We start from the raw sequence: 25848 nt of genomic DNA on the forward strand, positions 1-25848 counted from the left end.
GCCTTGGCCTTACACTCTTGCTTGCCCTCCCTATTCAGCTTTTCTCTCTTGAGTTAAACAAAGACCTGCAGCAAACGCAGGACCTAGTATCGCGCACACATGAGATTATGCTTAGTCTTGAGGATGTAAACACAGAGCTTACAATTCTGGAGAGTAACATTAGGGGTTATGTTATCAGCAAAAACAACTCCTTTCTTACCAACCACAGCGAGTTAAAGTATGATATACTGGCAAAACTTGACACTATCCAGCAGCTTACCTACGACAACCCCTCTCAACAACAGAGAATCGCTAAAATACGACCTTATATTAACGCGAAAATAAAGTTCACCGATTCTATTATTGTGCACGCTGAGTCTACTGGCACTGACATGATCAGTTCCGGATATGGAAAGCAGTTGATGGACAACATCCGTGAGCAACTTAATACTATTGAAAAAACCGAAACCGACCTTCTACAACAACGGATAGAGCAAAGCAAAGACCTGTCTGATTATGTAAACATCATTAATGTAATCACCACACTACTGATTGTGCTGATTATACTGGCGGCAGTGGTGTTTATTTTTATCGACATCAATAAGCGTGAAAAGTTAGAGTCTGAAATACGTGAAAATGAATCGAGGCTAAAGCAGTTTTTTGAGGCACTCCCAATTGGAATTACTGTTAGAGACGCAGCCGGAGACCTCTTTTTCACAAATAAACAAGGACGGAAAACGCTGCAAAAGATTTTCCCGGAAAGCTCCTTACACAACCTGCAACAACTGGTAAAAGAACAAAAAGTACTTAAGGCAGGCACAGACGAACTGTACCCTCTGGAAGAAATGCCGGTAATCAAGGCACTTTCAGGTACAAGCTCCACGGTAGATAATATTGAGATCCGCAACCAGGACAACAGCATACTGCTTTCAGAAACGGCCAGCCCTGTTTACAACAGCAAACAGGAAATAGTTTATGCCATAGCCACTTTTGATGACATAACGAATCGCAAAAAAGAGGAGTTTGAGTTAAAACAGGCCAAACAAGCAGCAGAAGATTCTTCACTGGCAAAAGAACGCTTCCTGGCAAACATGAGCCACGAAATACGCACACCGATGAATGCCATACTTGGGTTTACAAACTTGTTGCACCGCTCACCGCTGGATACAGAACAGCAGCAGTTTGTAGAAGCCATTCGATCTTCGGGTGAGAACCTGCTCACAATTATTAACGATATCCTGGACGTATCAAAAATACAGGCAGGCATGATGCAACTGGAGGCAATACCGTTCGGCTTGAAATCGCTTTTCGAGTCGCTGCAGGTGCTGCTGCAGAACATTGCCCGCGACAAAGGATTAAAGCTTACTGTAAACTGCCAGGAAAATATACCGTGGCTGCTGATCGGGGATCCCGTAAGACTGACACAGATCATGTATAACCTGATTCAAAATGCGATAAAGTTTACCTCGAAGGGTGGCGTTTCTGTAGATGTGCGAGTAAAAGAGCAGGCCCAGGACCAGAGTTGGATAGAGATTTCTGTTTCAGACACCGGCATTGGCATATCACAAGATAAACTCGATAGTATATTTGAGCGCTTTAGCCAAGCAACTACAACCACTACCCGCGAGTTTGGTGGCACGGGATTGGGTTTAACAATTGTAAAGAGTCTGGTTGAGTTGCAAGGCGGAACTATAAGTATAAACTCTACATTAGGCAAAGGCTCTGTATTCACTGTTCTGATACCTTACAAAAATGCCTCCGAAGATGATATTATACTTTACAGCGAACAATCTCATTTAGAAGAAGGTACGATTCAGCGTAAATTGCATGTGCTGGTAACAGAAGATAACCTCCTGAACCAAAAACTTGCCTTTCGGGTTCTGAGCGATATGGGCTTTACCGTAGAAATAGCCTCAAATGGCAGCGAGGCAGTAGAACTGCTTAAAGCCGGCAGGCACTTTGATGTTGTTTTAATGGACATACAAATGCCTGTAATGGATGGATATGAAGCAACAACCTTGATAAGAGAAAAACTGAACATGAATGTCCCGATTATGGCGATGACCGCACACGCCATGAGTGGAGAAAAGGAGAAATGCTTGGCCTTTGGCATGAATGATTATTTATCAAAACCATTTAAAGCCAAAGAGCTGCAAAGCAAAATCTACATGTTGCTTGGTGCAGATGCTATATTGTTAGAAGGAGAGCATCCTGCAGCAGTATCTGCGCCTGCTATTTACGATCTAGCCTATCTAATGAATATGGCTGGCGGGAATATTGATTTTGTTAAAGAAATGGTAAACCTGTTTCTGACACATACACCTGTAGAATTAGGCAAGCTTAAAAATGCGATGAACCATGCGGATTTAATACAAGTGGCAGAAATTGCACACAAGCTTAAATCTTCTGTAGGCATGATGGGCATTAAAAGTATGGAAGAAGCATTAAAGCAGCTTGAGCAAAATGCTAAAGTTGCTGCTGACCCAAGTATTATGGCAACACGCTACGAAGAGGTTGCCCTACTTGGAGAAAAAGCCATAAACGAACTGATATCCTGGGCTAAAGTTTCGGAAGTGGAGGTTTAATTCTATAGTTTGTAAGAAGAGTAAACAGTAGTACATTAGTAACAGGTAGATTTTCTGCCGAATTTTATAAATAAAAGAACTACCGTATTATGATTTTGATAGTTGAGGATGATGAAATGATACTGAGGGCGCTGGAGTTCAGGTTGAAGAAAGATGGATACGAAGTAACAGCAGCCAGAAACGGCAAAGAAGCAATCGATTTCTTAAAAGCATCAGCCTTTAAACTCGTTATTACAGATCTGATGCTTCCATTTGTTATGGGCATGGAGCTCCTTACTTATATCAAAACGAATCATTCGAATGTTCCTGTTATAGTACTGTCTGGGGCTGATGAAGAAACTACTGTGATTGATGCCTTTAAACTAGGCGCCGACGATTTTATTGCCAAACCATTTAGTCCGGGTGAGCTGTCGCTGCGGGTAAAAAGACTTTTAGTACGCCAGCCATACGTTGGATGAGAAACTCACAGATAGTAAAACTGCTAGCCATTACTTTATTTCTAATAGCAGGCTCAGTTAGTGCACAAACAAGTGTTAATGTAGATTCGCTGTTTCAGCAGGCACAAAAGGCAGCACAACAAGGCAACTACCAACAAAGTCGCAAACTGGCTAGTCAGGTACTGCAGGCTGCACCTAACTATACGGATGCGGCCATACTTATTGGTAGCACCTACACCTGGGAGCAAAAGTATGATTCTGCCCGCATTGTACTAAAACCACTTCTAACAACGGCTCCATCGCGCGCTGATCTGTACTTGGCGCTCAGCCAATTATCCCTCCAAAGCAAAGAGCAACCGGATGTTATTCTGGCTTATGCTAATCAGGGATTAGCTCTTGCACCACAATCGCAGGAACTCATGCAGTATAAGATAGAGGCGCTGATCCAACTAAAAAAGTATAAAGAAGCAGGTCAAATGCTGGAGTCACTGCCTGTTAAAAGCAGGTATTACGACAACGCTAAAACTCTATTGCAGAACCTGGCAAGAGTAAACAGCCTTCAAACCGAATATCAATACGCTACATTTAGTACCGATATACCAGACTGGCACCTTGCTTCTTTGGAGTATACACGCCTTATTAAACCCGGAAGTATAAGCGCCAGAGTAAATTATGCTAACCGCTTTGAGCAGCAGGCACTACAGGGCGAGGTAGATTTCTGGCCAAGGCTAAGCGAAAAGACCTATCTATACCTGAACGCCGGCTTCTCTTCCAGTGAACTTTTCCCTGATTACCGTGCAGGCCTTGAAGTATACCGAAAGCTGCAGCAGAGCTTTGAAGTTTCTGTTGGAACGCGCGCATTAGTTTATCCCCAGCAGACTGTTTGGCTTTACACAGGCCATATTGGCAAGTATTGGGGTAAATACTGGGCAAGCTTTAGGCCATTTATTCAGCAGCATCAGGGAGAGGTACAAACTACAGGTATATTGCAGCTTAGAAGATACCTTAAAGATGAAACGCAGCATTTCACATTGACTTTAGCAAAAGGCAGCACACCTACCAACCAGGTCGGGTTACAAGAGATTAACAGGTTAGATGCCAGCCGAGTGGGTATAGAAAGCAGGTTTAGGCTGGGGAGCAGCTTTTATTGGGGCGCCCTGCTACAATACGAGTACGAAGAGTTAAGTAAGGAAAGCGCCCGCAACCGCTACACCACCGGTTTATCATTGCAATACAGGTTTAAATAATGCAGGAAACTATACTTAACATACTTCCTACTGTTAATAATCAATTGGTTTGGTTTAACCTGTACCTTACCGTTGGTTTTATAGGCGTAACGTTGGGGCTTTTTGCATTTATACTTTTAAGCAGGTTGCGCGATGGCTTCAGGTTTGCACACCGAAGAAGAATTGAGAAAGATATCCAAAGCTTTCTTACCTCCTACATTTTCGAAGACCACACCGACGAGGAAGACCTGACAGCTTTTTCCAGGCAGTATATTCAAAATAGAGCACACCGCCAGATTGTACTCGAAAACATTGTATCGCTGCACAAAAACCTTATCGGTGAATCTGCAGACAAGCTTCGCCACCTTTACCAATTGCTCGGCTTACAGCAGTATTGCAAGCAGAAACTTTACTCCGGTTCCTGGCATAAAATAGCCAAAGGCATCAGCGAACTGGCTAATATGGGTATTCATAAGTACAGCGAACTGATCAGAACTTTTATTAACCACCCCCACCCTACGCTTCGCTCTGAGGCACAGGTGGCATTGCTAAAGCTAAAATCTGATGCACCCTTTTCGTTTTTAGATGATCTGAAAGAGCCCCTGCTGGACTGGCAGCAACTGCAGTTGGCACGGGCCGCCCATAAATCGCAACTTTTATCGATACCTAACTTTGAGCGTTGGCTAGGCAGTGAAGAAGAAAGTATTGTTATATTCTGCCTCCGCATGATTTCTTCTTATGGGCAGCACAATGCGGCTAATGCCATACTTGCCTTGCTGCAACACCCATCAGTCAAAGTACGCGAAGAAGCTATTATTACGCTGCGGCAACTAGAAACATTCGACGCTGTACCAATACTTACCAGCATGTTTGCAAAAGAAAGCACCAATATCCAGCTAGAAATTTTAAAGGCACTTCCTGCTATTGGTGATCATCAAAGTATACCATTCTTTGAGCAAGTAATGAGCATAGAGAACAGGCGCCTGCAATTGGCCGCTGCAAGAGCCTTATGCCAGAGCGGCCAGGAGGGCAAAAACAAAGTACTTGCCATAAAAAACGATCCGGAACATGCGTTGCAGCAACTGGCGGCAACTGCCTTAAGCTATCAAGTATGATAACAGAAACAATGGGCCAGTATATCAGCTATACGGCTGTTTTCTTTAATCACCTGGTGCTTGTTTATGCCTTGGGTATTAGTGCGAGTTATGTGGTGTTGGCTATAATGTCGGCTAGAGCCATGAAGCAGTATAAAGAACGTAACAGCTTTGTAGACTATCGCACCATACTTGCCTCGCAATTTTCACCTTCTGTATCGCTTATAGCCCCGGCCTATAATGAGTCGATGACGATTGTTGACAACGTGCGTTCGCTGCTGGCCCTGCACTACAATAACTATGAGGTAATTATTGTAAACGACGGCAGCAAGGATAATACACTGGCGCTCCTGATCGATGCTTATAAACTGGAGAAAATTGATCTGCTACCTGACAACCAGATCAAAACAAAACAGGTTCGGGGAATCTATAAGGCAAAAAACCCGGCATACCATAAACTGGTGGTGGTGGATAAGGAGAATGGCGGTAAGGCTGATGCGCTTAATGTTGGTATAAACGTTTCGTTGAACAAACTGATTGCCTGCATTGATGTGGATTGTGTGCTGGAATCGGACTCGCTGCTAAAGCTTGTGAAGCCGTTTATGGAAGAGAAAACGCCGGTTATTGCCACAGGTGGCGTCATTCGCATTGCTAACTCCTGCGTGGTAGAAGATGGCCGCCTGGTAAAAGTTGATGTGCCCGATAAATTTATTCCGAGAGTACAGGTATTGGAGTATTTCAGGGCATTTTTGATGGGACGTATGGCTTGGGCCCACGTTAATGGTTTGCTGCTGATTTCGGGTGCTTTTGGCATGTTTGATAAGGCCACTGTAATAAAAGCAGGCGGTTATAACCACAACACCGTTGGCGAGGATATGGAACTGCTCGTGCGTATGCGCCGCATGCTTTACGAAGAAAAAAAGCCTTGCAAAGTAGCCTTTATACCAGACCCGCTTTGCTGGACGGAGGCTCCCCAGACTTGGGATATCCTGAAAAAACAACGTAACCGCTGGACCCGAGGCACTGCCGAAACGCTGCTGCTGCATCGCAAAATGATCCTGAACAAACGCTATGGTATACTTGGCTTAGTAAGCTTACCTATGTGGGTGCTGTTCGAATGGCTGGCCCCGTTGATTGAGTTTTTGGGATTGGTGTTCTTTTGTGTACTGGCTATACTTGGCTATGCAAATTGGCTATACTTTTTCTCTTTTCTGGGGCTGGTGTATTCTTTTGCTATCATGGTATCGGTATTCGCCATCTTATTTGAAGAGCGTTCTTACCAACAGTATAAACGGCCGGGCCATATGCTTAAGTTGGTGCTCACAGCCTTGCTGGAACCCTTCCTCTACCACCCGATTACAGTTTGGGCAGCCGTAAAAGGTAACTACGACCTGATAACCGGTAAAAAAAGCTGGGGCGAAATGACGCGTGCCGGTTTCGCACAGAAAAAGAGCTAAAGTATAAACTTCAACTCAAAGTATACATCAAAGCGCCTGCTCTAAAAGTATAAGCAGGCGCTTTGATGTTGTATGCTAGTATACTTTGATAATCTGCCCGGTAATAATACCTTCTATACTTTTAATATAGGCATTTACAACCTTATCCATCGGTACCGGATTGTGGCCCGGAAAGTAACCGCCAATTGCATCCATAGAGTCCTCTACAATACCCGGGCTGATAACATTGATCCGGACTCCTTGTTGAAACATTTCCCCTGCAGCCCCAATCACGAATCCATTTACAGCACCGTTTACAGTACTTAATACAGCACCCATGTGTATCGGGTCTTCAGCAAGTATACCAGAAGTTAATGTTATACTTCCGCCTGAGTTTAAAAACTTTTGGCCAATCAGCGCCAGGTTTATCTGCCCCATCATTTTGCTGCGGAAGCCTTGGTAAAAATGTTCTTCGCTCAGGTCTTTAACCGGGGCCATAGGAGCACCGCCTGCTGCTATCACAATAGCATCTACTTTTCCTATCTTTTCAAAAAGTTCCTCAATAGAGCGAATCGTAGTCATATCAAATTGCACATCGCCGCTTTTTGTGCCAGCAGTTATTATTTCGTGCTTATCCTGCAGCCTCCACGCTATGCGCTTTCCAATAGTTCCGGTACCTCCTACCAATAAAATTTTCATAGTTTTCAGATTTTGTTTTAGATTATGTTAAAGTAAAAGCTGCAACCCGCTGCATAATTTAAATGTTTACCAAGGCGACTAATTTCTGCTGCCCTTCACCTGTTCCTTAGTTCAATCTCTACCCTTCTGTTTAGTGCCCGGTTCCTCTCAGAGTTGTTGTCTACTTTTGGTCTGTTCTCTCCATAACCTTCGTACGCAATTCTTGCTTGGTTTATACCTTGAGTAACCAGATATTCCATCACTGCCTTTGCTCTTCTGATAGAGAGTTGCAAGTTATCTTCATCTGAGCCAACATTGTCTGTATGGCCTATAATGCGCACTGCTATATCAGGCTCGGTTTTAAGAAAGGCAGCTAGCGAATCAAGTGTCGGGAAAGCAAGTGGCAATACCACATGGCTGCCTGTTTCAAAATTAACGTCGCTTAATGTAATGGTAGTACCCACTGCAAAAGGAAAAGTAGCTGCTTTTGGCGTTTGCGGTTCTTTTGGTGATTTCTCTGACTTGGGTACCACGCTAATGTTGTCATAACAATAGTATGTGCCCTGTACTACATAGTTGCTGATAGTATCAGTTTCTGGCGGGTTCATGGCTTCCAAAGCCTGCTTATTTGCCCCTATAAAATTGCCGATAGTAATATACCGTTCGCCGCCCTTCGCTTTGTATATACCTGAAACCTTTACCCACTCCCCCATATTGCTAAGTACAGGATTTGCGGATGAGCTCATGGAAAGATATGGAACAGTTTGACCTGTAAGCGCATGCTCCTCTATACCGTATACTTTTCTAGTCGAGGGTAATCTTTTCTTGGTAAAGTATACAGTTATTTCTTCTATGGCGGGTTCTCTTACAGATGCTTTGATGGTGTAGAGGCTCACAATGTATTCCTTATTTTTCTTTAGAGGCCTGCGAAGCTCTGCCTGTGTTAACTCACTTGATGATTCGCTAAACCAATGGCACAGACAAAGATCTCCGAACTGTATGCTTGCAACACTTCGCGTTGGTAAATCTGCAAGGTAAGAATTATAGTATGGCGGATACTGAAGCACTTTATCATACTTTGACGCCACATCTGGGGTGCCGCTCACTTTTCTAAAACCTACAATGCCATCTTTAATTGTTTCCAGGCTTGGGTTTTTAACCATGTTCTGAGCACCAGCATGATACCAAACGCAATAAAACAGGAAGAACAGCAACAGAGCTTTCATTTCAAAAACTACGGCAATTGCCAGTTATAAGTATAATTAAGTCATCACTTTATCAACTGAAGCACGAAATTAAATTTACAGTCAGTTGCACTTAACATCCTGTCATCCCCACTCAAACAAAACCGCACAACCTGTTCAATTCTGAACATCTCTTAATGGTATAAAAAATTAAAAACAAACTATAATGATCTGATTTACAACACATTACTTAATTGGCACTTAAATTGGCTATATAGCTCCGAGCAAGTACAAGATAAAACTATGGATCGGGAGCTATCATCTAACACCATTAAAGCCAATAAACGCAAGCGCCTCTCACAAATTTCGGCAGCCATTGCAGTAATAGCAGTTGCCATTTTTGGGTTCAGGAGTTTGATTACGCCAAGTATAAGCCGTGACGAGATACGCACTGCGGTGGTAGAAAAGGGGCAGGTGTTAGCTACCTTAACTGCAACCGGTGTGGTAGTGCCTGAAAAAGAGCAGGTAATTACCAGCCCGATACAGGCTCGCATTGAGCAGGTAGTTCGCAGCAGCGGCGAACAGGTACAGCCCGGCGACCAGATACTGCTGCTGGACCGCTCATTTACACAACTGGCTTACGATAAGCTAAAAGACGAGCAGCAGCTAAACCAGCATAAAAGTGTGCAGATGCGCCTGCAGTTACAAAAGACACTTAACAGCCTGGAGTCGCAGTTAGAGATTAAGCACATGAACGTAAGAAGCCTGCAGGCTAGGTTAGATGATGAAAAATACCTGTTAAAAATTGGGGGCGGCACCCAAGAGCAGGTAAAGCAGGCAGAACTTAACCTTAAGATAGCACAGCAGGAGTTTTCGCAGCTAGAACGCGACATTGCCAGCGAACTTGCATTGCTAAAAGCTGACGAGCAGGAACTAAGTTATACTTTGGCCATGCAAGGCAGATCCATAGAAGAGCTTAAACGCAAAATGGAACAGGCCGAAGTAAGGGCCGGCAGCAAGGGCGTGGTAACCTGGGTAAAAAACGAAATAGGCAACAGCGTTAATGCCGGAGATGTAATTGCACGCCTCGCCGACCTGAGTAGTTTTAAAGTAAAAGCCTCTATTGCCGATACTTACGCAGAGCAGCTACAAGTTGGCAACCAAGCAAGCCTACGAGTAAATAACACCAACCTAAATGGCACCATTGCAGCCATAGAACCAACCGTAACTAATGGCACTATTACCTTTTATGTAGTGCTGCCCCATGAGGCACATAAGCTGCTAAGGCCCAATTTGAGGGTAGACGTGCAAGTCATCACTGCCACCAAACCAAACACCCTACGCGTTAAAAATGGTCCATACTTTAGAAGTGCGTCCGGTAACCAAGTCTTTATACTTCGGGAGGATGAGGTGGTACGGGTGCCTGCAACCATAGGAGTTAGCAATACTGATTTTGTGGAACTGGAGAATGGTGTAAATGTCGGTGATGAGGTGGTGATATCCTCCATGAAAGAGCACGAGCACCTTAAGAGAATGACACTGAAGAAATAGCCAGAAAGAACTATGAAATTTACATTTATACTCTTTTCACTGTTTGCGCTTATCTCTAGCAAAAGTATGGCACAGATTGCAGCAAGGGAGTTAAGCCTACAGGAGGCAGTTTTACTGGCGCAGGAGCAATCTACAGAGGCACGACAGGTGGAAACAAGCCGTGAAAACAGCTACTGGCAATGGCGCAGCTTTAAGTCCAATTACCTGCCACAGCTTAGCCTGGCCGGTACACTACCCGACTTTAGCCGCACTATTACGCCGGTAACGCAACCAGATGGCACCCTTGCTTTCCAGCCGGTCTCTATAAACAGTTCTGATGTGGGTGTGTCGCTGAGCCAGGTGATAAGCCCAACAGGTGGCCGTGTGTTTGTAACTTCACTGATGCAGCGATTTGATGATTTTGATCGTGACCAAACCCGCTATAACGGTAATCCGGCCATCATAGGTCTGGAACAGCCGCTGTTCGCCTACAACGCGCTTGCCTGGACTAAACGCATTGAACCACTTAGGTACGAAGAATCAAAAAAGCAATTCACAGAAGACAAAGAACAGCTAGCCGTAAAAGCAACAGATTTATACTTTGACTTGCTGCTGGCACAGGTTAACCAAAGTATAGCCACTAAAAATCTGGCCAACAACGACACGCTTTACCAGGTAGCGCAGGAAAAATATAATCTGGGCCGCCTCTCCAAAAACGATTTACTACAGTTGCGCCTGGCTGTGCTCAATGCCGATCTGGCGCTTGCTCAGGCAAACCTCGATGAGCAGACGGCCCTGCTGGCCCTGAAGAACTTTCTAAGTATAAAAGATACCGACCACCTGATCCTGTTGGTGCCACAACCTGCAACGGAGGCAACTGTAGTAGCAGAATTAGCCCTGGCAGAAGCTAACGAAAACCGAAAGGAGAGCACAAGCTTTAAGCGTAGGCTGTTAGAGGCCGAAAGCCAGGTTGCCAAAGCGAAAGGAGACAATAGTTTTAATGCCAGTCTTTTTGCCACCTTTGGCCTTACCGATCGAGGAGACTCCTTTACCGATATCTATAACCAACCAGACAACCAGCAACGTGCCCGCATTGGGTTCAGTATGCCGCTGTTAGACTGGGGCCGCCAACGTTCCATCACAAAAGCGGCACAGCTAAACCAGCAATTGGTAGAGTACACCATTAATCAGGAGCAGACAAACTTTGAGCAGGCGGTGATTACGCAGGTAAACCGGTATAACATGCTAAAAAACAGGATTGCCACCACCGCAGAAGCCGATGCCATTGCCGCAGAGCGCTATGAGATCGCCAGAAACACCTTTCTGATCGGGCGCATCAGCATCACAGACCTAAACATTGCCTTGGCAGAAAAAGACCAGGCCCGAAGAGCCTATATCTCCTCGCTTGGTGCTTTTTGGACAGCTTATTATCAGCTGAGAGCCCTTACGCTATTTGATTTTGAGCAGCAGCAGGCGATAAGCTACAAGAAGTAAAGGAGTGGTGTAAGATTAACAAAATACTGCAGGAATAAACAATTTAACCATTCAACAACCATCAATTAGCAAATAACTACCAACGAATAACGATATTAGAACTATGATCACGCTATCAAACATCGAGAAAGTCTACCAAACCAAAACCATTGAAACGGTAGCCCTGCAAAACGTGAACCTGCACGTACCAAAAGGAGAGTTTTTGTCCGTTATGGGGCCATCCGGTTGCGGAAAGTCTACTTTGCTAAACACTATGGGCCTGCTTGACATGCCAAGCAGCGGCACCGTTGAAATTGACGGGCAGGTTATCCAAAGCTACAAAGACAAAGAACTGGCCCACATCCGGAACGAAAAAATCGGCTTTATTTTCCAGAGCTACCATTTGGTTAATGACCTGAGCGTACTGGATAATGTGGAGCTGCCCCTCCTCTACCGCAGCGGCATTTCGGCTTCAGAGCGCAGTAAAAAAGCTAAACTTGCTTTAGAGAAAGTAGGCCTGAGTGCTCGCACCAAACATTACCCTAACCAGTTGTCGGGTGGTCAGCGCCAGCGTGTGGCCATTGCTCGTGCTTTAATCGGGCAGCCGCAAATTATACTTGCCGACGAACCTACCGGTAACCTGGACTCTGTGATGGGTGAAGAGATCATGAACATACTCCTGGACCTGAATAGAGTAGATGGCACTACTATTGTGATGGTGACGCACGACGAAGGTATGGCCTTGAAAACAGAACGCCTGGTTCGCTTCTTCGACGGGCAGCAGGTATCTGATTCTAAGGTATTTGACTACGCTAACTTATAAGGCCATGCTGAAGAACTACCTTAAAATTGCCTGGAAGGTGCTCTTGCGGCGTAAGTTTTTTACCTTCATCAGCCTCTTTGGCATCAGCTTTACACTCATGATTTTGATGGTGGCCACCGCTATGGTAAACCACCTGTTTGGACCCGGAAATCCCGAGCTTAAAACGGATAGAATGCTCTACGTGAGCAGGCTGAAAATGACGGGCGATGGCAACACGTTAGGTACCAATCCGGGATACTACTTTCTGGATAAGTATGTGCGGCCGCTTAAAACACCACAGGACGTTACATTCTACACAAGAGAATACAGCTATAACTCCTACGTTAACAATCGAAAACTACCATTGGATGTACGTTTTACAGATAGCAACTTCTGGAATATACTGGACTTTGAATTTATAGAAGGGATGCCCTACAACAAAGGAGAGGTAGATGCCATTGGCAGAGTAGCCGTCATAAACGAAGCCACCCGGCAAAACTACTTTGGCAAAAACGTAGCTGCTCTTGGTAAAGACATTGAAGTAGACAGGACAAAGTATAAAGTGATAGGTGTAGTTAAAAACGTAGCGGCAAACCGTATTTACACTTACGCCGATGTGTGGCTACCTTATACAAACATCAAAGAAGATTACCGTCAGCCCCAGTTTGGGGGTAGCTTCGAAGCTATTATTCTTGCCGGTTCTCCTTCTGATATGGACAGAATAAAAGCGGAGTTTAGGCAGGCTACCACGAACTTAACCATACCAGGCCCTGATGCTGCCTATTATAAAAATGTATACATTTATCCAGACACGTTGGTAGAGTCCTATATCAGAGGTATAACCAGTGCTGAGGGAGAAATAAACATTGCCTTATTCTTTACCTGGGTCTTTCTGGGAATGCTCATTTTCATGCTGCTGCCCACTATCAACCTGGTAAACATCAACATTAGCCGCATCATAGAGCGTGCCTCAGAAATTGGTGTTCGCAAGGCGTTTGGTGCGTCGTCTGCAACTCTTGTTGGGCAATTCCTGGTAGAAAATATTATCCTGACCCTGATTGGAGGTGCACTTGGCCTGTTGCTGGCACAAGCGGTGCTGTATTTTATCAATAGCAGTGGCATAATACCTTACTCCAGCCTAGCTATAAACTTATCTGTTTTTGCCTATAGTTTATTAATCTGTATTGTTTTTGGATTCTTGTCCGGTGTGTATCCGGCTTATAAAATGTCTAAGCTGCACGTGGTAGCAGCCCTGAAAGGAGGTAACGTATGATCCGCCATTTATTTAAACTGATGTGGAACAGAAAGCGGGGTAACTTTCTGATGATTGTGGAGATATTTTTCTCCTTTCTGGTACTTTTTGGTGTATCTACCCTATTGTTATACTTTTATACAAATGCTACCAAGCCATTGGGTTTTAAATACGACCATGTATGGGTGTTGCAAACCTATAGCCACGACATGCCCGATGCAGAAATACGAGTGCGGACAGGGGAATTGGTAAAGCAGCTGAGAAACCTGCCACAGATCGAACACGCCGCCCTGGCAGGCCCCAATGGGCCATATACAAGAAGCTCGTCCAATACTGAGTTGACCCATGGAAACTTACAGCTAATATCTAATGTGATAACAGTGCAGGATAATGCATTTAAGGATGTTATGGGAATAGAGATGGTTAGCGGACGTTGGTTTACTGATCAGGATGCTTTCTCTAACAGGATGCCTATTGTAATTACCAAAGATGTGGAGGAGGCTTTTTTCCCAGGTGAATCGGGAATTGGAAAAACAGTTATGCGCGGCGACAGAGAAAGAACCATAATCGGGGTGATTACTGCTTTTAAACCTACTGGAGAAATGGATGACCTCACCAGCTCATACTTTGAGAGAACAGCGTTAGAGGATACTGCTTCAAGGGCTATGAATACAATTTACCTCAAGATAAAACCAGGCACCAATCCTCAGTTTGAAGAAGAAGTATTAGAAATGGCCTCCAATATCGGCACCGGCTGGACATTGGACCTGCAGCAGGTACCCGATATGCGCCGCTCATACCTGAAAGAGATTCTGACTCCGATGATTATATTCGCTATTGTCTGTGCCTTTCTGATTTTAAACGTGGCGTTAGGGTTGTTTGGAGTTTTGTGGCACAACATAAACAAGCGTCGTTCCGAAATTGGTCTTCGCCGTGCGTTGGGTGCCTCAGCAAGCAGTGTTTATAAGCAGTTTATTGGGGAGATTATGGTGCTTGCGACCTTTGGTCTTATAGTGGGTTGCTTCTTTGCCGTACAGTTCCCGCTGCTGGGTATTATACAGGAGGTTCCCTCCGAGACTTTTGTAAAAGCAATACTTACTTCTGTATTACTGATTTATACTTTAGTAATTATCTGTGCACTGTATCCGAGTAAACAGGCCGCGGCCATACATCCAGCTATTGCCTTACACGAAGATTAGGCTGCAACTGCGTCATTTATCTTAATAAAACTTATATTTATACTTCTAATTCGCCCATAAACCATGATCCTGATAATAGATGATGACGTAGCGATACGTGCATCGCTTAGCTTGCTGCTAAAGCAGAATGGCTTTAAAACCAAAGAGGCGTCCTCTCCCGAGGAGGCGCTTCTGTTGGCTGAGCAGCATGCCCTGAAGCTTGTGATCATGGACATGAACTTCTCCATGGATACCACCGGCCACGATGGATTGGCATTAATTGAGCAGTTCAAAAAAATATACCCTCAGCTTCCGGTTATACTTATTACTGGTTGGGGCTCTATCAGCCTGGCCGTGGAAGGCATGCGTTTGGGTGCAGCAGATTTTATTACTAAACCCTGGAGCAATGATTATTTACTGCAGGCGGTGCATACGGCCCTTAGCCTTTCCGAACAGGCGTCCGAAGGCAGTGGGGAGTCACTTACACGCAAAAAGCTGGACCAGCAGTATGATTTCCGAAACATTGTTGGCCAAGACCCACAGTTGCTGCAGCTTCTAAAAAAAATAGGGCAAATAGCGCCCACCGATGCCTCTGTTTTAGTTGAGGGCGAAAGCGGAACAGGAAAAGAACTGATAGCGGAGGCTGTACACCGGAACAGCCTCCGTAAATCGCAGCCGTTTGTAAAAGTAAACTTGGGGGGCATCTCCTCTACCCTTTTCGAAAGCGAAATGTTCGGCCACAAGCGGGGTGCCTTTACCGATGCCAAATCTGACAGAGTGGGGCGTTTTGAGATGGCCAACAAAGGCACTATTTTTCTGGATGAGATTGGAGAACTAGACATGAACAGCCAGGTAAAGCTGCTGCGCGTGCTACAAGACCGAACTTATGAGGTACTTGGCGACAGCCGCTCACGCAAGTTAGACATCAGGGTAGTGTGTGCCACCAACCGTGATCTGGCAAAGCTTGTGGAAGAAGGAAAGTTTAGAGAAGACCTTTACTACCGCATCAACCTGATCAAGGTAAAGCTGCCGCCCTTGCGCGAGCGCGAAGAGGACATTCCGCTACTGGTGCAGTACTTTGTAGATAACCTGAAACAAATTTACAACCGGCCAGAGTTGAAAATAGGCCAACGGGCACTACTGTGGCTAAAAAGTCTGCATCTTTCGGGTAACATCCGGGAGTTGAAAAACTTGGTAGAAAGAACTGTGCTTGTTGCAGAGCAGCCGGTGCTGGAGGCTGAAGATTTCCAGGCGCAGGCGCAGCAAAGCCCATCTAAACCCGGCGACAGAACATTGCCAGCCGTTGGCTCCATGACGCTAGATGAAATGGAGGCCTCCATGATAAAGAAATCCATGGACCACTATCACAACAACATCAGCAAAGTGGCAAGAGCCTTAGGATTAAGCAGAGCTGCCTTGTACCGCCGACTTGAGAAGTTTGATATCCCTTATGACCTTGCGCAGTAAGTTTATACTTTTTGCAGTGTTGGTGCACGTACTATTAGGAGTGCTTGCATGGCACCTGCTGCTGGAGAATAAGTACCTTTTTCTAGGGATGGAGCTGCTTATACTTTGCTCTGTTTTTGTCACATTCCAATTATACAGATCCTTCTTTAAGCCACTGCACCTAATCCGGGCCGGCATTGAGTCTATAAAGGACAAAGACTTCTCCTCTACTTTTACTGCTGTTGGTCAAAAAGACCTCGACGACTTGGTAAATGTATATAACCGCATGATCGGGCAGTTGCGCCATGAACGTGTGGCACAGGCAGAAAAGCACTTCCTGCTGGAGAAATTAATTCAGGCCTCACCGGCTGGCATCATACTTCTGGGCTTTGATAATCAAATAGAAAGTATAAACCCTGCTGCAGAACGATTTCTGGGGCAGCAACTACCCGAACTGCAGGGCAAGCACATAAGCCAGCTACCCGATGACTGGGGCACGCATTTGCAAAAGTTGCCAACAGGGCAATCTGTAACAATTAGAATACATGGCACCTGGACATACCGCTGCCACCGTGCCCATTTCCTGGATCGTGGTTTTCAGCATTACTTTATACTAATAGAGGAGTTAACCGAAGCCATACTACAGAACGAACGGCAGGCTTATGAAAAAGTGATTCGGGTAATGTCGCATGAAGTTAACAATACTACCGGAGCCATTAACTCCATACTTGGCTCTTTGCAGCATTACGCCAACCAGTTGCTACCCGATGATAAAGCAGATTACGAACATGTGCTTCAGATTGCCATTGACCGCAATACAAACTTAAGCCGGTTTATGGCTAATTTTGCTGATGTAGTACGCCTGCCTATGCCAAACAAAGAAGCCACAGATGTACATGCACTCCTCCGCGACCTGCACCGGCTCTTAAAACCCGAGCTGGAGAAGCGTCACATTCAGTTTAATGAGAAACTGGCAACTATGCCCCTGTATGTATCACTCGATAAAAATCAGATGGAGCAGGCACTACTCAATATCTTTAAAAATGCAATAGAAGCCATACATGAAAACGGTGAAATAGAAGTGCACACGCAAGTAAACCCTCCAAGAATTGTAATCAGCGACAATGGCGAAGGGATTTCAGATAAAGTGAAGCAAAACCTATTCACCCCATTTTATACTTCTAAAAAAACTGGCCAAGGTATAGGCTTAACTATGGTACGGGATATACTTATGCACCATGGCTATACTTTCTCCCTCAAAAGCAATGGTAATGGCCACACCGAATTCACGATCAACATGCATAAATCATAGCACCAACACACACTATATCAACAAATTACACTAGCAATAAGTAATCAATATAATCCTAGTCTTTTTAAAAGCCCAAATATACTTAAGCAACAAGACGTAGCTCATATAACTGCACTTGTAATATTCTCCTATACAATGAGAATCTAATATTTTAATTATCATTTATCTGATAATTTGTTACCAGACACGCATTTATATTATAATTATTTTAATATACCGATTCATATTCTAATGAATGTAACCTTCAGAATAATTTTTTCGTATGGCGGCGGTGTTTCGTTTGAAAATTATTTGTAGATTGTATCTATAGTTAACAGGTTATCATTATGGAATACAATATTATAGTTGCTCCTGATTTAGAAGTTTTAGCAACTGAAGTAGCGGGTTTTATACCGATGGGATGGAAATTGAAGGGTGGAATACTGGAGCACATGGATGGCTATGCGCAACAGTTAGTACGTTACCCGGGTGCAGTAGCCAGGGCGCAGCGTAAGCCTGCTATTATTAAAAGCAGAAGAACCAAATGGATTGAATAGCCAAACCTAAAGATATTAAAGCCAAAGGTAAACCGTTTCGGGGCATAGCATAAAAGCTTGCACTGAAACGGTTTTTTATTTTTGAACTTTTTAAATATAGCTTATACTTATTAAAGTATTTTAGTCCTAATCTCACTACTATTCTCCTACCTTCTAAATTCTCTAAAAACTTCACTTACTGCTTGTAAAGCAAGTTACAATATTAATTTAACGGAATATTTTCTCTTTTCAGCATCTTTTTCTGCCAGCCTAAGTATATATGGCTGAAATAATTTTTACACCTAACGGATTGCACATTTCACGCTATTGCGTTGGGTCGCCAGATCCGGCTGATTAACACCCTTAATTGTAAAACATGAGAAAAATTCTTTGCTACCTGCTGCTAATCTTCGTAGCTGCATCCTGTATTTCGAAGAAAGAGTTGGTTTACATGCAAAACGAGAAACTTAAAACAAATACACCAACCAACTTTACCACTACCTATAAAGAGTATCAGTTACAGGCAAATGATGTACTATCTATTAAAGTATTAAGTGTACAGCCAGAACTGTCTAATCTCTTTAACATTACAGACCCTAATAATGCCTTTGGCATGGCTAACCCTAGTAGCCTTTTTTTAAGCGGCTACTCTATAGATAAAGATGGCAATGTGAAGTTACCTACCATTGGCGAGGTAAAAGTTGGCGGCTTAACAGTAACCCAATCGCAGGCCCTTATTCAGCGCAACCTCGATAAATATGTTAACGATGCCACAGTAGTTGTAAAACTTTTGAGCTTTAAAGTGAGTGTGTTAGGAGAAGTACGAAACCCTGGCTACTACTACGTGTATAATGAACAAGCGAACCTTCTGGAAGCTTTAAGTATGGCCGGCGACCTTACCCAAGGGGCCAGCAGAGAGAATATAAAGTTGATACGTCAGAAACCAGGCGGCACCGAGGTGGTATTACTAGACCTCAAAGACCCAAACCTCGTACAATCTCAGTACTACTTCCTCAAGCCAAATGATGTGCTTTACATCGAACCACGTAAGACACAGATAAAGAGGGATAACCTTGTTGTTGTAAGCGCAATTCTAGGTGTACTCTCTACGGCAGGTTTAATATTAAATTTTGTTAATATAAAATGAAAAAACCAAATAAAGAACATGAAATAGACCTAAGAAGTTGGCTATTTAAGTTCAGATCGAGATGGTACCTATTTGCAGCATTTACCATCCTGGCGCTTGCAGCGGCCTTTGTTTACATAAAGAGTTCTGAAAGAATTTATGCTTTTCATGCCACCTTGTTGCTCGGAGACCAGCAAACAGGTTCTAAAAAAGCACAGGAATTGCTAGAGTTGCTTCACGTACAGGATAAAGGTATAAAAGTAGAAGACGAAATCGGCTTACTTACGTCTGCCGACATGATCAAATCTGCACTGCAAAAACTAGATTTCTCAACTTCTTATTATAAAGTGCCTGACCATTGGCTTAACAGTGGCTTTGACCTTATTAAGGAAGAGCAGTTTGAAACAACACCTTATATCGTAGAGCTCGATACTTCTGGCGTACAGCTAGTGGATATACCATTTGAGGTTAAGGTGCTTAACGATAAGGAGTACGAGCTTAGCGTTGAGGGAGAAAATGTACCCCGTTATGACTTTAACAAGCATAATGTATTAGGGTATGTTCCTTATATAAGCTTTACTAAAGTACTTAAGTTTAACGAACCTTATGAGGATGAGAATATAAAATTTACACTAACCAGAAATAACAAGCAAAGCGGCGCACAGCTGGCTAAGAAATACTATTTTGTGTTAAACAGTCTGGATAGCCAGGTTGGCCAGCGCCTGTCTACACTGCACATTGAACCAATAGACCGAGATTCCCGTGTGCTGCGCTTAAGTACTAAAGGCTCCATACCAGACAAGGAAATGCTTTTCCTGAATACGCTGATGGAGGTTTATGTTGCCCGCGATTTGGAAGAAAAGAACATGAACGGCCGTAAGACGCTTGAGTTCATCGACAACCAGATTGCCTCACTTACAGATTCTCTTAAACAAAGTAAGCAGGCATTGTCTTCTTTCCGTTCAGCTAACAAAATTTCTAACATTGATGCGCAAGCAAACAGCACTTATGAGCGTTTGTCGCAATTAGAGGTAGATAAAGTTAAACTTTACACCGACAGGCAATATTACAGTGCCATCCTGGAAGAAATTGAGAACAACAAAGGCTTTACAGAAGCGGTGTCTCCGGCAGTAGCTGGTGTTCAGAACCCGATTCTGGCTAACCTGTTCCTCGAGCTATCTGACCTGAACAAGCAAAAGGCAGGCTACAAAGCAAGTGCAACCCAGATCAACCCAATGCTGAAAGAGGTAGATGGTAAGATCGCTAGTATAAGAAGCGCTATTGTAGCCAACCTGAGAAACCTGATAAGCTCTGCCGACATCTCTATAAGAGAAACAGAAAAACGAATTGCCTCCCTAGAAGCAACACTGGCTAGGCAACCGGAAAACGAGCGCCGCCTTGCTGATTTGAAAGGACAGGCTGATTTTATTGATAAAAAGTATGAGTTCCTGCAGGAGAAACGTGCCGAGGCCGCTATCTCGTTGGCAACCAACACTACCGATAAGAAAGTAGTAGACCGTGCATCTTTCTGGGGTGCAGGCCCGGTAAACGCTCAGCCTCGCATAATCTACATGCTGGCGCTGATTATTGGCCTTCTTATACCCGCTGCATTTATTGTACTGTTCGATAACATGGATAATACCATTCAGGGTAAGAACGACATTAGCTCTATTACGAACATTCCTTTCTTGGGTGTAATCGCTCACGGTACAAAGTCTGATAAGCTGGCAGTTAAAAACAATCCTAAATCAGCCATTGCAGAGTCGTTCAGGTCTATCCGTATCAACCTGCAGTACCTCATGGCTGACACTAATTTTAAAGTAGTTGGCGTTACCTCCTCTATCTCCGGCGAAGGCAAGACATTCTGTTCTGTAAACCTTAGCAGCGAGTTTGCGGCATCTGGCAAACGAACCATACTTATAGAGTCTGATATGCGTAAGCCAACTTTTGGCAAGTACTTTAATGTGAGCGATGCAGTTGGCCTGTCTACTTACCTGAACCAGGACATGCCACTTGAGGAAGTGGTGCAGAAAACGGATAACCCTAACCTGGATATTATTCCGTGTGGACCAATTCCAGACAATGCGCTTCACCTGCTGGAGATGCCTCGCATGCAGCAGCTGGTAGCAGAGTTGCGCCATAAGTATGATTACATCGTGATCGACACACCGCCTATTGGCTATGTATCAGAGTACTTTATACTTATGAAACACATGGATACAAATATTTATGTAGTAAAGCATAAGTACACCAATAAAGATCTGCTAAACCAGGTAAACGAGTTGTATGCTGCTAAAAAGATAAAGAACATACACATCGTAATTAACGACCTTAACTTCGATAAAACATACGAGTACGGTTATAAGCGTAAGGCCAGCTATTACTATGTATAGCAGGTTGCTGAAACCACAACTTTAAATATATGAGGCGCCCACTTTCATTTTGTTGGTGGGCGCTTTTAGTAAAAAGCAATTGAGCAGCCGGGATGAGTAAAGGATTAGCTTCTAAAGCATTTAGTGGATTAAAATGGACTTCTGCCTCCACTATAGTCAATGCAGCCATGCAGATAGGCTATACTTCGGTGATGGCAAGGTTGCTTGCGCCAGAGGCTTTTGGTCTTGTTAGCCTGGCAACAGTTATACTTGGTTTTGGTAATTACTTTGCCACCATGGGCCTGAATCAGGCTGTTATTCAGAAAGAAGAGCTTACAAAAGCCAATATCAGGGCGGCATTTACAACCTCAGTTCTATTAGGATTTGTATGTACCATTGCCATGTGGCTGTTTGCCCCTACTGCCGCTGTTTTTTTCGAGAATGAAGAGGTAACGCCTGTTGTTCGTGCGCTATCATTTATGTTTTTAATAAATGGTCTTGCATCTACTGCCATTAGCATACTACAACGAGAGATGCGTTTTAAAGCCATCGGTATATTAGATACCATTTCGTATAGTATATCATACTTGATAGTTGGCGTTGTGCTGGCTTACATGGGCTTTGGTTTCTGGAGCCTTGTGTATGCTACTATTACACAGATGTTCCTCTCCTGTGCTGGGTCCTACTTTATGGTAAGGCACTCTGTAATACCAACTTTTGCATGGTCTGCCTACAAACCGCTTTTCAGCTACGGCAGCAGAATGTCTTTTTTGGGTGTACTGGAGTACGTTTACTCGCAACTGCACATTATACTGGTAGGCAAGGTATTGGGCATGCACAAACTGGGTATTTACACCAGGGCGCACATGCTGGTAAATCTGCCGATGTACAACATTACCCGTACCCTATCTAAAGTCATTTTCCCTTCCTTCAGTAAGCTGCAAAACGACATCAAGAAGCTAGGGCAAGTATACTTATCCAGTATAACTCTGTTGGCAGCCGTGCTGATCCCAATATGCATGGGAATTTTGGTAACTGCGCCGGAGCTTGTCCGAATTGTGCTCGGAGAGCAATGGGGCGAGTCTATACCAGTGCTGCAAGTATTGAGTTTGGCTATTCCGATAGGGTTTATCACGATGTTTTCAGGTATAGTATGCGATGCCAAGGCAGAGCTTAATCTTAAAATTGTAATCACAATTATTTACATGGTGGTGCTGGTTGGCCTGTTTATGTTGCTGCGCGGCTATGGACTAGTAGGTTTTGCCCTGGCAGTATTGTTCGGGGAAATCATCAGGATGGGGCTTTTTCAGTTCGCCATGAAACGTATTTTGGGTGTATCCTTCGGAAGCCAGCTGCGTTGTTATATACCAGGTGTTCTGAACGGTGTTGTTATAGCTGTAGCCGTACACCTGTTAAGCTTATTTTTAAGAGAGATGGAACTGCCTGTTGTAGCCATATTTGCTATACAACTGGCAGCCTGCGGCATACTGTTTTTGCTGCTAACACTGCTGTTCCCGCATAAGGTACTAAAGGCTGAAATCAGTCTGGTACTAAATAAAATGGGTTTACAAGGCAATTCAGCCAGTTTTACCGGGCGCATCATCTCCAAGTATAAAAACAGTTTTATAAACGAGCCGGAAGGAGTTTGAGACGATGAATAAGAACTTTACCATTGGCATATCCGGGCCTATAAATCTGGGCTTGCTAGATTGGAACATAGATAAAACACAATTACCCCCAACAAATCAGTTTCCGCTTACATCGCACCTGATAAATGCCTTGCTTAAGCGCGGGTACAAAGTAATTGGCTACACCAATTCTAATAATATTACAGAACCCCTTGTGCTGGAGGACGGTAACCTTACCGTTTGCATAGGTAGAACCAAACCGCAGGCAGGCAGACGCCTTTTTGATTTTGAGCGCCAAGAGCTATTGGACCATATGGTGGCCCGCCCTGCTGATATTATATATGCATTCTGGAGTTATGAATACTCCTGGGCCGGCTTGGATAGCGGTATTCCTACTATTGTAAGTGTACACGATGTGGCTTCCCGTATCTTCTTCACACAGCCAGATATTTTTAGGCTGGTGCGCTGGTATATGAACTACCGGGTATTGTCTAAAGCAAAGTATGTGGTGGCTAACTCAGATTACACGTATAAGCAACTGTCTGGGGCAGTGAAGCGAAAAACCAAAATAGCCTATAACTTTTACGACACTTCCTTTGAGAAAAGTATACCTAAGGGCTTGGAGAAGCAAAACTACATTGTATCAGTTAGTATGGGCTTCACCAAACGCAAAGGCGTACCAGCGTCATTGGAGGCATTTGCCAAACTTAGAAAAAAGTATCCAGATCTGGAGTACCACCTGATAGGCGTGGATATGGAAGAAGGTGGCTATGCACATCAGTATGCCCTTGAAAAAGGGTTAGCAGATGGTGTGCAGTTCCTGGGCCCGCTGCCTTTTGAGGAATTGCTGCGCCAGGTAGCGCAGGCAAAGGTGCTGGTGCACGCTTCTGTAGAAGAGTCTTTTGGGATGGCAGTGTTGGAGGCTATGGTAGTAGGAACACCAGTTGTGGGTGGCAAAAAAAGCGGATTCATACCACATCTTTTAAATAAAGGCAAAGCAGGCATGCTCTGCAACGTAGATAAACCAGCTGACATAGCCGCAGCCACTAATAAGCTACTAAAAGACGAAGCTTTTGCTCAAAAGATAACCCAAAAGGCAGCAGCCTTCGCAAAAGATAACTTCTCCGAAGAGGTAGTAGTGGACAAGCTGATACGAAATATGCAAAAAGTGCTTCTGCAGGAAACATCTGTAAAAAACAGTAAAGCAAATGCTCATCCTCAGAAGCTACCAAAAGATAAGATAGCGACTATTCATGAAGTTTAACTACAGCGTTTTATTTACAGCTCCGCTCGTCCTTATTATGCTAATGGATGAAATGTTCCTGGAGCTGGTCTCGCAGAAAAACGAGGTGATGAAGGGCGTATTTTTGGCTCTCATGGTTAAGTTTGCTGCAGTGGTATCGATGGGGTACAGCCTGTACAATATAAAATACATGTCGCCGTATATGCGCGTCATGTTTATACTTACGTTCTTATTTGTGCTGGGCATGGTATTCGAAAGTATGCTCAAGTATAGCACGCCACTTGTGTATCCTCACGTGTTCCTGAAGGTGTTCCTCTTCTTTTATACTTTCTTTATTTATACCTACTACAGAAAGAACGAATACTTTAACCTGGAACATATTATCTGGTTTATACTTATTGGTTTTTGCCTGAACGTGGTCACCGTTAACAGAGAGTCGCTAAGTATAGCAGCCTTTACCAGCCACGATAGGGGAGTTTATGCCACCTCTGTATACATGATCGTGATTCCTTTCCTGTACTTTATGAGTAAGTACCTGTTCAAAGGCGGTTTGTTTAACATGGGGATGGCTTTCCTGGTCCTGTTCATGATCGTCTTTTTCCAGCACCGCACCGTCTGGATCACAACGATATGGGTACTGGGGATTTATGTGATGCTTGTTAAGTTTAAGTCTATTACTGAAGTAAACTTTAAGAAGCTTATCCCGCTTGGAGTAACTGTTTTCATCGTCGGCTTAATCAGTAGTGTTTTTGTGTTTTCCATGAACCCTGAGATTGTGGAGAAGTTCCAGTCCAACTTCTCTGATATTGAAAACATGGACTCGCAGGGTACCGGTGGTTGGCGCTACCAGCAATTTATGTCTTACTGGCCTTTTGTGGTAGAGAACCCCATTTGGGGCATGCGCTTCGAAGGTTTTGAACTTCCGATACAATTCTGGCGAGAAGACATTAATCAGCCCGTATTTGAAGACGGAAACGGGCATTTCTTTCATAGTTTTTACATGGATGTGCTGTTCTATATTGGCAGTGTGGGCTTATTGCTTTACTGGCTGGTTAAGTTCTACGCCATTCACAGAGGTTTCAGGCTAAAGCACCTGGGGCAGGAACAAATCGTACTGCTGTCGTTTATCAGCAGCGGCTTTGTGTTCGGTATATCGTATATACTTCCCTACTTTTTTTACGCTATACTTGGCCTTACCATCGCTTACCTAGACTCACCTTCTGAAGACAATGTAAGCTACCTGAAAGATTTTGCCAAAAGAAGAAAAGACTATATCAAGAGACTGCGATTACAGCAAAATAATGTACCTGAGTTGATAACCACAAGCTAAAAATAGCAGTACTACCATATAT

Annotated in this window: 20 protein-coding genes; 18 read left to right on the forward strand and 2 right to left on the reverse strand. The window is 44.0% G+C overall.

Annotated elements, in window-relative coordinates; all coding sequences use genetic code 11:
* Window positions 1-17 precede the first annotated feature (17 nt).
* From WG943_RS00805 to WG943_RS00825, 5 genes are all read left to right on the forward strand, one after another.
* Window positions 18-2564: an ATP-binding protein gene (locus tag WG943_RS00805; RefSeq protein WP_340406170.1), complete on the forward strand. Its 2547-nt coding sequence runs from the start codon at window positions 18-20 to the stop codon at window positions 2562-2564.
* 89 nt (window positions 2565-2653) lie between these two features.
* The gene (locus tag WG943_RS00810) at window positions 2654-3022 is read left to right on the forward strand and encodes a response regulator transcription factor (RefSeq protein WP_340406172.1); all 369 of its coding nucleotides are present in this window, start codon (window positions 2654-2656) and stop codon (window positions 3020-3022) included.
* Window positions 3019-4248, forward strand: a complete 1230-nt coding sequence (locus tag WG943_RS00815) for a YaiO family outer membrane beta-barrel protein (protein ID WP_340406174.1) — start codon at window positions 3019-3021, stop codon at window positions 4246-4248. Before WG943_RS00810 ends, WG943_RS00815 begins: the two co-directional genes overlap by 4 nt.
* Window positions 4248-5342 (forward strand): HEAT repeat domain-containing protein, encoded by a 1095-nt coding sequence (locus tag WG943_RS00820; protein ID WP_340406176.1) that lies wholly within the window; start codon window positions 4248-4250, stop codon window positions 5340-5342. Before WG943_RS00815 ends, WG943_RS00820 begins: the two co-directional genes overlap by 1 nt.
* Entirely contained in the window at window positions 5339-6778 is a 1440-nt protein-coding gene (locus tag WG943_RS00825; protein ID WP_340406177.1) for a glycosyltransferase family 2 protein, read from the forward strand. The genes WG943_RS00820 and WG943_RS00825 overlap by 4 nt, the downstream gene beginning before the upstream one ends.
* 75 nt (window positions 6779-6853) lie before the next feature.
* Here the strand turns inward: WG943_RS00825 and WG943_RS00830 are convergent, their stop codons facing one another.
* Complete coding sequence (locus WG943_RS00830; protein WP_340406179.1) at window positions 6854-7456, reverse strand: short chain dehydrogenase; 603 nt, start codon at window positions 7454-7456, stop codon at window positions 6854-6856.
* Window positions 7457-7551: 95 nt separating this feature from the next.
* Complete coding sequence (locus tag WG943_RS00835) at window positions 7552-8661, reverse strand: OmpA family protein (RefSeq protein WP_340406181.1); 1110 nt, start codon at window positions 8659-8661, stop codon at window positions 7552-7554.
* Between the two features lie 261 nt (window positions 8662-8922).
* Between WG943_RS00835 and WG943_RS00840 the strand changes: the two genes are divergently transcribed.
* The 13 genes from WG943_RS00840 to WG943_RS00900 all read left to right on the forward strand — a co-directional run bounded on the left by WG943_RS00840 (window position 8923) and on the right by WG943_RS00900 (window position 25826).
* Window positions 8923-10170, forward strand: coding sequence for an efflux RND transporter periplasmic adaptor subunit (locus WG943_RS00840; RefSeq protein WP_340406182.1), 1248 nt, complete (start codon window positions 8923-8925; stop codon window positions 10168-10170).
* Window positions 10171-10182: 12 nt separating this feature from the next.
* Entirely contained in the window at window positions 10183-11643 is a 1461-nt protein-coding gene (locus tag WG943_RS00845) for a TolC family protein (RefSeq protein WP_340406183.1), read from the forward strand.
* Between the two features lie 103 nt (window positions 11644-11746).
* On the forward strand, window positions 11747-12445 hold the full coding sequence (locus tag WG943_RS00850) for an ABC transporter ATP-binding protein (RefSeq protein WP_340406185.1): 699 nt from the start codon (window positions 11747-11749) through the stop codon (window positions 12443-12445).
* Between the two features lie 4 nt (window positions 12446-12449).
* Window positions 12450-13697, forward strand: a complete 1248-nt coding sequence (locus WG943_RS00855; RefSeq protein WP_340406187.1) for an ABC transporter permease — start codon at window positions 12450-12452, stop codon at window positions 13695-13697.
* A complete protein-coding gene (locus WG943_RS00860; RefSeq protein ID WP_340406188.1) occupies window positions 13694-14875 on the forward strand; it encodes an ABC transporter permease in 1182 nt (393 codons plus the stop codon). The genes WG943_RS00855 and WG943_RS00860 overlap by 4 nt, the downstream gene beginning before the upstream one ends.
* Before the next feature lie 63 nt (window positions 14876-14938).
* The gene (locus WG943_RS00865) at window positions 14939-16321 is read left to right on the forward strand and encodes a sigma-54-dependent transcriptional regulator (RefSeq protein ID WP_340406190.1); all 1383 of its coding nucleotides are present in this window, start codon (window positions 14939-14941) and stop codon (window positions 16319-16321) included.
* On the forward strand, window positions 16305-17612 hold the full coding sequence (locus tag WG943_RS00870; RefSeq protein ID WP_340406192.1) for a sensor histidine kinase: 1308 nt from the start codon (window positions 16305-16307) through the stop codon (window positions 17610-17612). The genes WG943_RS00865 and WG943_RS00870 overlap by 17 nt, the downstream gene beginning before the upstream one ends.
* Window positions 17613-17938: 326 nt before the next feature.
* Complete coding sequence (locus WG943_RS00875) at window positions 17939-18148, forward strand: hypothetical protein (RefSeq protein WP_340406193.1); 210 nt, start codon at window positions 17939-17941, stop codon at window positions 18146-18148.
* A 355-nt stretch (window positions 18149-18503) separates the two neighbouring features.
* Window positions 18504-19274 (forward strand): polysaccharide biosynthesis/export family protein, encoded by a 771-nt coding sequence (locus WG943_RS00880; protein ID WP_340406194.1) that lies wholly within the window; start codon window positions 18504-18506, stop codon window positions 19272-19274.
* Entirely contained in the window at window positions 19271-21646 is a 2376-nt protein-coding gene (locus WG943_RS00885) for a GumC family protein (protein ID WP_340406196.1), read from the forward strand. Before WG943_RS00880 ends, WG943_RS00885 begins: the two co-directional genes overlap by 4 nt.
* 92 nt (window positions 21647-21738) lie before the next feature.
* A complete protein-coding gene (locus WG943_RS00890) occupies window positions 21739-23274 on the forward strand; it encodes a lipopolysaccharide biosynthesis protein (protein ID WP_340406197.1) in 1536 nt (511 codons plus the stop codon).
* Window positions 23275-23278: 4 nt separating this feature from the next.
* On the forward strand, window positions 23279-24517 hold the full coding sequence (locus WG943_RS00895) for a glycosyltransferase family 4 protein (protein ID WP_340406199.1): 1239 nt from the start codon (window positions 23279-23281) through the stop codon (window positions 24515-24517).
* On the forward strand, window positions 24507-25826 hold the full coding sequence (locus WG943_RS00900) for an O-antigen ligase family protein (RefSeq protein WP_340406200.1): 1320 nt from the start codon (window positions 24507-24509) through the stop codon (window positions 25824-25826). The genes WG943_RS00895 and WG943_RS00900 overlap by 11 nt, the downstream gene beginning before the upstream one ends.
* Window positions 25827-25848: the final 22 nt, after the last annotated feature.

The organism is Pontibacter sp. H249, from assembly GCF_037892465.1.
Taxonomy (GTDB): Bacteria; Bacteroidota; Bacteroidia; order Cytophagales; family Hymenobacteraceae; genus Pontibacter.

Coding starts and splice junctions, on each gene's coding strand:
- WG943_RS00810 (WP_340406172.1), top strand. CDS start 2,654: ATGATTTTGATAGTTGAGGATGATGAAATGATACTGAGGGCGCTGGAG.
- WG943_RS00815 (WP_340406174.1), top strand. CDS start 3,019: ATGAGAAACTCACAGATAGTAAAACTGCTAGCCATTACTTTATTTCTA.
- WG943_RS00855 (WP_340406187.1), top strand. CDS start 12,450: ATGCTGAAGAACTACCTTAAAATTGCCTGGAAGGTGCTCTTGCGGCGT.
- WG943_RS00890 (WP_340406197.1), top strand. CDS start 21,739: ATGAGTAAAGGATTAGCTTCTAAAGCATTTAGTGGATTAAAATGGACT.
- WG943_RS00900 (WP_340406200.1), top strand. CDS start 24,507: ATGAAGTTTAACTACAGCGTTTTATTTACAGCTCCGCTCGTCCTTATT.
- WG943_RS00845 (WP_340406183.1), top strand. CDS start 10,183: ATGAAATTTACATTTATACTCTTTTCACTGTTTGCGCTTATCTCTAGC.
- WG943_RS00840 (WP_340406182.1), top strand. CDS start 8,923: ATGGATCGGGAGCTATCATCTAACACCATTAAAGCCAATAAACGCAAG.
- WG943_RS00850 (WP_340406185.1), top strand. CDS start 11,747: ATGATCACGCTATCAAACATCGAGAAAGTCTACCAAACCAAAACCATT.
- WG943_RS00870 (WP_340406192.1), top strand. CDS start 16,305: ATGACCTTGCGCAGTAAGTTTATACTTTTTGCAGTGTTGGTGCACGTA.
- WG943_RS00875 (WP_340406193.1), top strand. CDS start 17,939: ATGGAATACAATATTATAGTTGCTCCTGATTTAGAAGTTTTAGCAACT.
- WG943_RS00880 (WP_340406194.1), top strand. CDS start 18,504: ATGAGAAAAATTCTTTGCTACCTGCTGCTAATCTTCGTAGCTGCATCC.
- WG943_RS00835 (WP_340406181.1), bottom strand. CDS start 8,661: ATGAAAGCTCTGTTGCTGTTCTTCCTGTTTTATTGCGTTTGGTATCAT.
- WG943_RS00860 (WP_340406188.1), top strand. CDS start 13,694: ATGATCCGCCATTTATTTAAACTGATGTGGAACAGAAAGCGGGGTAAC.
- WG943_RS00865 (WP_340406190.1), top strand. CDS start 14,939: ATGATCCTGATAATAGATGATGACGTAGCGATACGTGCATCGCTTAGC.
- WG943_RS00895 (WP_340406199.1), top strand. CDS start 23,279: ATGAATAAGAACTTTACCATTGGCATATCCGGGCCTATAAATCTGGGC.
- WG943_RS00820 (WP_340406176.1), top strand. CDS start 4,248: ATGCAGGAAACTATACTTAACATACTTCCTACTGTTAATAATCAATTG.
- WG943_RS00825 (WP_340406177.1), top strand. CDS start 5,339: ATGATAACAGAAACAATGGGCCAGTATATCAGCTATACGGCTGTTTTC.
- WG943_RS00830 (WP_340406179.1), bottom strand. CDS start 7,456: ATGAAAATTTTATTGGTAGGAGGTACCGGAACTATTGGAAAGCGCATA.
- WG943_RS00885 (WP_340406196.1), top strand. CDS start 19,271: ATGAAAAAACCAAATAAAGAACATGAAATAGACCTAAGAAGTTGGCTA.